This window comes from Halorubrum persicum (genome assembly GCF_002727125.1).
In the GTDB taxonomy this organism is placed as follows: Archaea; Halobacteriota; Halobacteria; order Halobacteriales; family Haloferacaceae; genus Halorubrum; species Halorubrum persicum.
In genome coordinates this window covers 1-9167 of the sequence record NZ_NHOA01000001.1, presented here as the reverse complement: position 1 = coordinate 9167, position 9167 = coordinate 1, and the positions used below count along the sequence as shown (strand labels likewise).

Here is a 9167-nt window from a genome sequence, read left to right as displayed (position 1 = left end):
ATCAACAATGTGCTACACATGAGCGTTGGGCGTATTACGGGAAGACGATAGCCAGACGTCGATTCATCTCGAGCGGTTGTCGTTGACTTGTTCGACCGGTTTCTCGGGGGTATTCCGTCCAGTCCTCACCATGGTCTTGTGGCGCGTAACCGAAGACATTCTTCGCGTGTTCGATGTCATACCAGCCGCGTTCGTCCCCGCTGGTTCCCAAGGACACGTCGAACTCTACTTCGTTGTCATCGAGACATAGCTCGATCAGCTGCCCCTAGTCGCGTTCGGAAAGCCACGTTCCTTTCAGGCGGTTGACCTGCTCCTGATAGGTGGTCACCCAAATAGGGGACATTTGCATTCGCTACCACCCCCCGATTCCCGGCGAAGCCGACATCAAAGAAGTCACGGTTAAGAAAGAGACAACAGGTGACTGGTTCGTCTCGTTTGGCCTCGAAACCGACGAGGCTGACCTGCCCGAGAAACCCGACGTGGACTCGCTGGATGCGAGCAATAGCGTCGTGATCGACCTCGATATCCTGAATTACATCTACACCTCGGATGGCAAGACCGTGGACTGGCTTGATCTTGAAGACGAGTACGAACGACTCCAGCGCGATCAACGCAAGCTATCTCGCAATGAGAAGGGGTCAAGCAACTACGAGAAGCACCGCCGGGAAATGGCGAAGGTGAAGCGCCACATCAAGCGGAAAGAGCTTGATTACCAACACAAGATTACGACGTGGCTCGTCAGTGAGTACGACGGTGTGTTCGTCGAGGATTTAGACGTGAAGGGAATGTTGGAGCAGTTGCACAACGTTCGCAACAAGCAGGACGCGGCGTGGCGGCAGTTCATTACCTTCCTCGAATACAAGGCGGACTTGTACGGCTGTCACGTCGTACAGGTGGAAACCGCTGGGACGACAAAAGAGTGCGCTCAGTGTGGTGTAGAGACGTAGAAGCCCATCTGGGTCAGGGAACACACCTTCCCAAGTTGTGGATTTGAGTGTGACCGAGATGCGAACGCAGCGATGAATGTCCTGCAACGCGTTTGCTGAGTTAGGGCTAGGAGGGCTCGAAGATACGCCTGTGGAGACTGCGTTCCCTACGAACACCACTCAAGTGTCTGCAAAGCGCGTCATCGAAGCAGGAAGCCTCGGGGGTTGAACCTGAGGCGATTCGCGATAAGGGTTCGGGTGGCAGCGACGAAGATCTAACCTGAGGTCTATAGGTCGACCCACTCCGATGACAGGACTACAGCTGCCAACGACTGCTGAGGCATCAAGGTTTAACAGCCCTGTGGTGAAATATCAGTATCGTGTTCAGTCGACACGTTACCGTGCTGGCGCCGCTGACCGCGGCTATGCTGTGGGGTGGGATGTATGTCGTTGCTAAGTGGGGTCTCTCGGTTGTCCCGCCCGTGACGCTTTCCTTTCTTCGGGTAGCACTGGCAACCGTTGTCCTTCTAGCAGTTGTCAGAGCAACGAAGCCGGCTCGGACGTTCACTCGCAGTGAGTGGTGTCGATTCATTGGCCTCGGTGTGGCGATCTCTGTCACACTCGCGACCCAATTTCTCGGGACAGCTCTGACGAACGCCAGCCAGAGCTCGCTGCTGACGGTGATGACTCCCATTTTTATACTCTTGCTAGGTGTCATTCTCCTCGACGAAGAGGTGACTCGGGTGAAGATGGCCGGGGTAGTTATCGCCCTCATCGGGACGGCACTTGTCCTCTCCGGACAGTACGACCTCTCGAGGCTGACCGACACCAACCTCGGTGGAATTGTCTCACTATTCACTGCGAGTCTCGCGTGGGCAGCCTACACGGTCTGGGGCCGTGATCTCGTCCGAAAGTACTCGGCGCTCGAAACTGCGACGTACGCTACTGCGATATCCGTTCCCGTGCTGCTCGCGATGACTCTTGTCGAACTGTGGATGCGTGGCTCAGCAATTGGCAAGAATGTGGCCAGCCTGTCCTTCCTTCTGGGCCTCGCATACTTGAGCGTCTTCGCTACTGCGCTCGCGTGGTACCTTTGGTACAAGGGCCTCGAGTACGCTGATTCGGGCACTATTGCGGTGTTCTTCTTCGCCCAGCCGGTGGTCGGATCGGCGCTTGGCGCGTTCTTCCTTGGGGAAGAGTTGGGCCCGCTGTTCTTTGCCGGCGGTCTCGTCATGGCCATCGGCCTCTACGTCGTTAGCGTGCGAACGAAAGTTTGACAAAGGATCACGATGGCAGTCTCATCAAGAACTACAGTGAGCGTCAGCGCAGACGGTAACGTCGTTATCACCCGATAGGCGGGCACTAATCTCTTCTCACAGATCACCCCCGTTCAAAATCCGTCTCGATCCGAATTGCTCAGGCGATAGATACTTTCTGTGTCAAGACGAGAACTGTCTTCGAAAGTGAATTTTCACCCACACGAGCTCGGACACCGAACATCATGATACCCGGGTATTGTTTCTTGCTCATGAAGAAATGACTCCAAGAGTAGACGATGCTTCTATATTGCTCTTAGTCCATCTCCGAGAATAGCATGTTGCGTATTTTTACCGGAATATACTCATAATAAAAACAGAAAGTTATTTCATACCCTGCTAGAAATTGGATATCATCCGTGGGATAGTACCACACGGATCTGGATGATGACAGATAATGATCCCAATGCGGACGACAGCTCGATGAATCGGAGACCGATTCTAAAGACGGTAGCAGCCGGTGGTGCAACAGCGGTGTTGGCCGGCTGTATCGGCGGCGGGGACGGGGGAGACGGTGGAAACGGCGATGGCAATGACGGAAGCAGTGATGGCGATGACGGAAGCAGCGATAGCGGTGGCGGCGGAGCCACCTACGATGTTGGGCTCGTCAACCCCTACTCGGGAGATCTTGCTCCCTTCGCAGACCGTAACGACCGCGGAAGCGACCTTGCGTTGAGCGAGATCAACAATGAGTCAGTCGCCGGCGGGAAGATCAATAAAATCACCGCGGATTCGGAAACTACCTCGAACGCTGGGGTGAGTGCGTCCCAGAAGCTCGTCAATCAGGAAGGTGTAGATGTCCTCACCGGCCCCTGTTCGAGCGGGGTTGCAGTGTCGATTGCCGAATCCGTCACGATTCCAAACGAGATTACACACATCATGATCAATTCGACGGCCCCTGGGATCACTGATCTCGAGGATAACGGATACGTGCTCCGAAGCTGCCCGTCGGACGCGTTCCAAGGGCAAGCCCTTGCTCAGGTCGTCTCAGATAACGATATCTCATCGGTGTCGTTGATTGTGGTGAACAACGATTACGGGCAGGGCCTCGCAGACGCCTTCCAGAAACGTTACAAAGAGCTTGGGAACACTGTTGAGACAACAATCCCGGCTGAACAGGGACGCAGTTCATACTCGGCCCAGCTCAACGAGGCGGACAATCCCAATTCCGAAGGCATCGTCTTCATCGTCTACCCACAGTCGTTCCAGACGATGATCCGCGAGGCCTACCAGATGGGGATCCAAGAGAACTACGAGATCTTCGGCGCGGAGAGTATGGTCTCTGACGAGGTCGAGCAGAACGTCGATCCCGTGGCAATCAACGGAATGAAAGGGACCAATCCGAGCCCGCCTATTGAGAGCGAAGTGTATCAGACCTTCGCAGAGGAGTTCCAGAACGAGTACGATCGCCAGCCAACGGTCTGGGCGGCCTACGCTTACGACGCGTACATGATGCTCGGGCTCGCGATTCACTCGGCGGGTGAGTACAGTAGCGACGCAGTCGCAAATGCGATCTACGAAATCAGCCGCCCCGAGGGTACTGAGGTCTCCTCTATCGCGGAGGGTAAGAGCGAACTCGACGCCGGAAACGCGATCAATTACCAGGGGGCAAGTGGGAATGTCAACCTCGACGAGAACGGTGACCCGTCGGGCTCCTACCAACACTGGGAGGTCATAGACGGTACGTTCGAGATGCAAGGATTCGTCGATACGGGGCAGTAACGCGCACACCTATCGATGGCCTTAGAACTTCAATTGGTCGTAAATGGTATCGTCTTCGGTAGTATCATCCTCCTAGCGTCTATCGGGCTTTCGCTGCTGTACGGGATTGGGGATTTTGCCAACTTCGCTCACGGCGAGTTCCTAACCCTCGGCGCGTTCATAACCTTCGCAGGGTACGTTACATTTGGGCTACCAATCTACGTCGCCGGACTCATGGCGTTTCTATTCGTCGGTGCCCTCGGCGTACTCATCGATCGAATTCTGATGACGCGTCACCGGGACTCCACGCCGATCATCCTCCTGATTCTTACTATCGGGCTCGCCCTGTTCCTGCGAGCGGTGATCCGGCTCCAGTGGGGTGACAATCAACGAACGCTCGGAATGCCACTTGAACGGGGAACGGAACTGCTCCAAGGTTCGGTCGGATGGATCGATTACGGCATCCGGATCACCTCGACGGATATTGCTATCGTATTCCTTGCCCTCGTGCTTGCCACGGGGACACACCTGTTCCTGACCCGAACGCGCATGGGGATTGCCATGCGGGCGATGTCAGACAATAAGTCGCTCGCGAAGGTTGCTGGGATCGACACTGATACAGTGATGACTGTCACTTGGGCACTATCAGGCGCGCTCGCGGGTACGGGGGGGATGCTGCTGGCGATGCAGACCGGGGTCCTGTTCCCTCGAATGGGATTCAACATCGTGCTGGTAGTGTTTGCGGCAGTCATCCTTGGTGGCATCGGGAGTCCATACGGCGCGATGATTGGCGCGTACATCATTGGTATCGCCCAAGAGGTAAGCGTGATGATACCTGGTATTTCGGCGGAGTATCGCTACGCGTTCGCGTTCCTGATCATGATCGCAGTCCTGCTATACAAACCGCAAGGGCTCGCTGGGGGGAGGTGGTGAGATGGCGCTAAGTGGACCCGCCGCGTTCCTCGTCAGCATGCTGACTCTGGGAGGAATCTACGCCATCCTAGCGATCGGTCTGAATATACAATGGGGTCAGACTGGCCTGTTCAACATCAGCGTCGCAGCCTTCTGGGGCATCGGTGCCTACACCGCAGCGCTTGTCTCAAAGGTAGGCGGCGAAACGGCGTTCTCGTGGGGACTCCCGTTCCTGTGGGTCGACGTCGTTGGCTTCCCGATCCCCATCCCGGTTGCAGTCATCCTCGCTGCCATCGTCTCAGGGGTGGTCGCCGTCCTCATCGGCATCCCAACACTCCGATTGCGCACGGACTACCTTGCAATCGCGAGTCTCGGACTCGCCGAGACCATCCGTCTGATTTTCCTTAATGAAGGCTGGCTGACTGGTGGCGGGACGGGGTCGACGGTGTCCAACCCGCTCGTTGACCTCCAGTACACCAACCTCACGCTCCTAGTCATTACTCTGGTCGTTCTCGGTATCGTTTACTGGCTGGCCGAGACTGGCGTTCAGAGTCCGTGGGGCCGTGCGCTGGAAGCGATCCGCGACGACGAGGAGGTCGCCCAGGCGCTCGGAAAGAACACATTCTCACTGAAGATGCAGGCATTCGTCATCGGGAGCATGATAATGGGTGTCGCCGGAGCACTGACAGCGTTACGACTCAACTACATCACCCCATTCGAGTTCATCCCGGAGTTCACGTTCTACGTTTGGATCGCCGTCATTGTGGGCGGTAGCGGATCCAATCGCGGGGCGATCATCGGTGCCGGTTTCCTGATGGTGCTACTCGAAGGCCCTCGGTTCCTCAGCGACTTCTTGCCCGGGCTGTCGGGTAGCGTAGCCGCTGACTTGCGCTTCCTGCTGATCGGGCTCGTACTAATGCTGGTCGTGACGTACAGACCGCAGGGCTTCCTCGGCGACAAACAACTCATGACTGAGGATAATACATGATCGAACAACCCAATCCGAACGGGCGAACTGGGACCCGCATGCGCAACAGTCGCGTTCACCGGCGCGCGGAGGTGATCGGCGCGTGAGCGACGAGCCGCTGCTCGCCGTTGATGGGATCGAGAAGCACTTCGGCGGCATCACAGCCGTCGACGGTGTTGAGTTCGAGATCGAAGAGGGGACGATTGTCGGGCTAATCGGTCCGAATGGTGCCGGTAAGACGACGACGTTCAAGATGCTTGGCGGGTTCCTTCCGCCAGACGCGGGCGAGATCCGCTATCGCGGAACTGATCTTCAGGATATCATGCAGCCGAGTCGCGCTGAGAAGTCGTACTTCACTGGTTCGGCGGCGTTGGTCGCTGGTCTCGGGGGACTTGCCCTCGCCAGCCAGTCCACCCCCTCGACCGCCATTCAGGCGGGTGCTGCCGCTGTCGGCGCGGGAGCCGGACTCGGTGCATACCGTGGCCAAGAGATTCTCAAGACGCGGCACTTTGGGCATAAGTACAGCAGGCCGTTCCAGGTTTCGCGCGCGGGGATGATGCGGACGTTCCAGATCACCCGCGAACTTGAGGGTTTAACTGTCTTCGAGAATCTGTTGCTCTCGCCCAAGAACCAACCCGGAGAGAACGTGCTTAAGACTTGGATGCGCTTCAACAGTGTTACCGAGACTGAAGCCGCAAACCACGAGCGTGCTGAGGAGGTGCTCGACCTTCTCGATCTCGAGCACCTCAGAGATGAGTACGCTGGCAATCTGAGCGGTGGCCAGCGTAAACTTCTTGAACTTGGTCGCGTGTTGATGGCTGATCCAGACCTGATACTGCTCGACGAGCCTGTCGCCGGCGTCAACCCGACGCTGTCGAAAACGCTGCTCGCTCGTATCAGAGATCTGCGCGATCAGGGCTACACGTTCTGTATCGTCGAGCACGACATGGATGTCATAATGAACCTATCTGAACGAATTATTGTCATGCATCAAGGACAGAAGCTGATGGAAGGCACCCCAGAAGAGGTACAGGGCAATCAACGAGTCATCGACGCGTACCTGGGGGGCTAACGATGGCGCTACTCGAAGCGCGGGACGTGGTCTCGGGGTATGGCGATGTCGAGATCATCCATGGGGTGTCGATCGATGTCGCTTCCGACGAGATTGTCTCGATCATCGGCCCGAACGGTGCCGGAAAATCTACTTTGATGAAGACGCTGTTCAGCCTCGTGGACTGTTGGGATGGGACGGTCACGTTCCGCGGGGAAGATGTCACACACGACCAAACATCCGACCTATCACGCAACGGGATGTGCTATGTTCCCCAGACTGACAACGTCTTCCCGACACTATCTGTTGAGGAGAACCTACGGATGGGAGGCTACATCCTTGGCGATCCCCCGAAAGAGAACTACGAGCGCATCTACAATCACTTCCCCATCCTCGAGGAGCGGAAGTCTCAGCAAGCAGGCTCAATGAGCGGTGGCCAACAGCAGATGCTTGCGATAGGCCGTGCGCTGATGCTCGATCCGGAACTCCTGTTGCTCGACGAGCCGAGTGCGGGGCTCGCGCCCGACCTCGTCGATGATGTCTTCGAGAAGATCATCGAGATCAACGAAGACGACACGGCGATTCTGATGGTCGAACAGAACGCGCGCAAGGCCCTCAAATTCTCGGATCGCGGATATGTTCTCGAGATGGGGGAGAACCGTTTTGAGGACACTGGTGAGGTCCTGCTCAACGATTCGAAAGTGGGTGAACTCTACTTGGGTGGGTGAACTATCCTTCCTCACTCGGTCATCGCTGAGACCGTTCACTCTTTGGAGTAGGAATTCCTGCTTTCACCGACGCATTTCGTAGATACTGCGCCGCCACAGCTGTTCCTTTGACCTATCCGATTAATAACCGCTTCGAAGGCGCGAAAGAGGATATTCCACGCCGTGGTTGCGTCCCTATCCGCCTCGAAACCACAAGCAGACAGTAGTGAACATGGACTACAACGGTTTTTCCGTCGAGATGCTGCTCAGTATGCACTCATCAATATTCCTTCCTCGGGTGACTCCCACCAAGTGATCCTCGCGGTTATTCTTGTAGTCAAGCAACGGGAACAACGTTCATCACTCGCTTCTATCGTGACACCAAGCACTTCTACACCGACAGATGGGTCAATAGAGGTCTCGACAAATTTGCGACCAAACTCGCATGGACACCGATCACTACTCAGCCATGCAGAGGTAGGCCATCCGGGAAGCGAATTCAAACCACAACGAGGACGGAAAAGTACGATACCTAGAAAATCAGCATCTCCCGTCAACAGCCAGAGCTATAAGATCAACACGGTCGAGAATGGTGTAGTTGTCATCAGATTCTCCGTGTCTTTCAATGGTTGTACACATCCATCGAAGTGTACAACGACGTTGCCAGCCCTATCGGCGACTGATCGAAGATGACGCCGACAAGATCTACCTACAGATCTACCGTCATGGTGACGACTGGTTCTGTGCGTTCAACCCTGAGTAAGACAGTAAAATACCGGATGATACATCAACCGGCGGCGATATTATCGAGGACATATCCTCGCGGTGACGGCATACGGTGAAGGTGAATCAATGCTATAGTGTGCTTTGTTGAATCCGATGATGGCGTCGGGGTCACTGTTTGAGAGCCTGTTCGAGGTTGTAGACTGTGGCGGTCAACACGAGTTCGCGGAACTCGCGGTACCACGCGCGAGGGTGGACAGCGGGGCCGAACCGACGCTTGATGGCCGAAAAGGCGGTCTCGGCCATCCAGCTCTGGCCGTATAATTCGCTGTCCAACCGTGCGTTGTGGGCGTGATCGTACGCAGCGAACAGCCGGTGACGAAGCAAGGGTCGGACGCCCTCTGAACGGAGGGCGTCCCGGAGAGATTGGTCATCATAGCCTTTGTCGCCGGCGAGACTCTCGATCTTCTCGGTGTTACGAAGAGCAACTCGACGGCCAGTTTGGGTGTCGTGAGGCCAGTGTGCCGAGCAGTGAACATCGAGGATGGCACACGAGTCTGTCTCGACGAGGGCCGTCGTTTTGAGCGTGCGTATGTGGCGATCCGAGCGGTGTTGGTAGTGTCTCGATGCCGTCTCACGGTCGAAGAACGTGGCATCGATGGCACCGTGCGAACCCGGATCGCAGATGGTCGCGGACTCCCGAAGGAACCCTGGCCACACGGACATGGGCACCATCTCAAACGACCGGTACAGCGTTGAGGGTGCGGGAAATGCCGTTCGAGCGAGCTGTAACAGACCACGAACGCGATCCATCTCACTCGCCCAATCCACGATCTCGCGGTACGTCGCATCCATGTGAACCCG

The 9167-nt window shown here is 56.3% G+C and carries 7 protein-coding genes and 1 pseudogene; 7 read left to right on the top strand and 1 reads right to left on the bottom strand.

The features are described 5' to 3' along the window. Positions 1–323 precede the first annotated feature (323 nt). The 7 genes and pseudogenes from DJ69_RS00040 to DJ69_RS00010 all read left to right on the top strand — a co-directional run. Positions 324–1155: pseudogene (locus tag DJ69_RS00040) on the top strand (RNA-guided endonuclease InsQ/TnpB family protein); the annotation flags it as partial. Positions 1156–1297: 142 nt separating this feature from the next. Continuing rightward, on the top strand, positions 1298–2203 hold the full coding sequence (locus tag DJ69_RS00035) for a DMT family transporter (RefSeq protein ID WP_394338340.1): 906 nt from the start codon (positions 1298–1300) through the stop codon (positions 2201–2203). Positions 2204–2665: 462 nt separating this feature from the next. Further along, positions 2666–3964, top strand: coding sequence for an ABC transporter substrate-binding protein (locus DJ69_RS00030; RefSeq protein ID WP_144050343.1), 1299 nt, complete (start codon positions 2666–2668; stop codon positions 3962–3964). A 15-nt stretch (positions 3965–3979) separates the two neighbouring features. Then, positions 3980–4876 (top strand): branched-chain amino acid ABC transporter permease, encoded by an 897-nt coding sequence (locus DJ69_RS00025; RefSeq protein WP_099253727.1) that lies wholly within the window; start codon positions 3980–3982, stop codon positions 4874–4876. 1 nt (position 4877) lies between these two features. Next, the gene (locus DJ69_RS00020; RefSeq protein WP_099253726.1) at positions 4878–5843 is read left to right on the top strand and encodes a branched-chain amino acid ABC transporter permease; all 966 of its coding nucleotides are present in this window, start codon (positions 4878–4880) and stop codon (positions 5841–5843) included. An 82-nt stretch (positions 5844–5925) separates the two neighbouring features. Next, complete coding sequence (locus DJ69_RS00015) at positions 5926–6894, top strand: ABC transporter ATP-binding protein (RefSeq protein WP_099253725.1); 969 nt, start codon at positions 5926–5928, stop codon at positions 6892–6894. A gap of 2 nt (positions 6895–6896) precedes the next feature. After that, positions 6897–7601: an ABC transporter ATP-binding protein gene (locus DJ69_RS00010; protein WP_099253724.1), complete on the top strand. Its 705-nt coding sequence runs from the start codon at positions 6897–6899 to the stop codon at positions 7599–7601. Positions 7602–8474: 873 nt separating this feature from the next. Here the strand turns inward: DJ69_RS00010 and DJ69_RS00005 are convergent. Next, on the bottom strand, positions 8475–9167 hold a 693-nt coding region (locus tag DJ69_RS00005; RefSeq protein WP_099253723.1), incomplete at its 5' end, for an IS5 family transposase.

Excerpts from the sequence above, each read along its gene's own strand:
- DJ69_RS00030 (WP_144050343.1), top strand. The coding sequence starts at position 2,666 with ATGAATCGGAGACCGATTCTAAAGACGGTAGCAGCCGGTGGTGCAACA.
- DJ69_RS00025 (WP_099253727.1), top strand. The coding sequence starts at position 3,980 with ATGGCCTTAGAACTTCAATTGGTCGTAAATGGTATCGTCTTCGGTAGT.
- DJ69_RS00020 (WP_099253726.1), top strand. The coding sequence starts at position 4,878 with ATGGCGCTAAGTGGACCCGCCGCGTTCCTCGTCAGCATGCTGACTCTG.
- DJ69_RS00010 (WP_099253724.1), top strand. The coding sequence starts at position 6,897 with ATGGCGCTACTCGAAGCGCGGGACGTGGTCTCGGGGTATGGCGATGTC.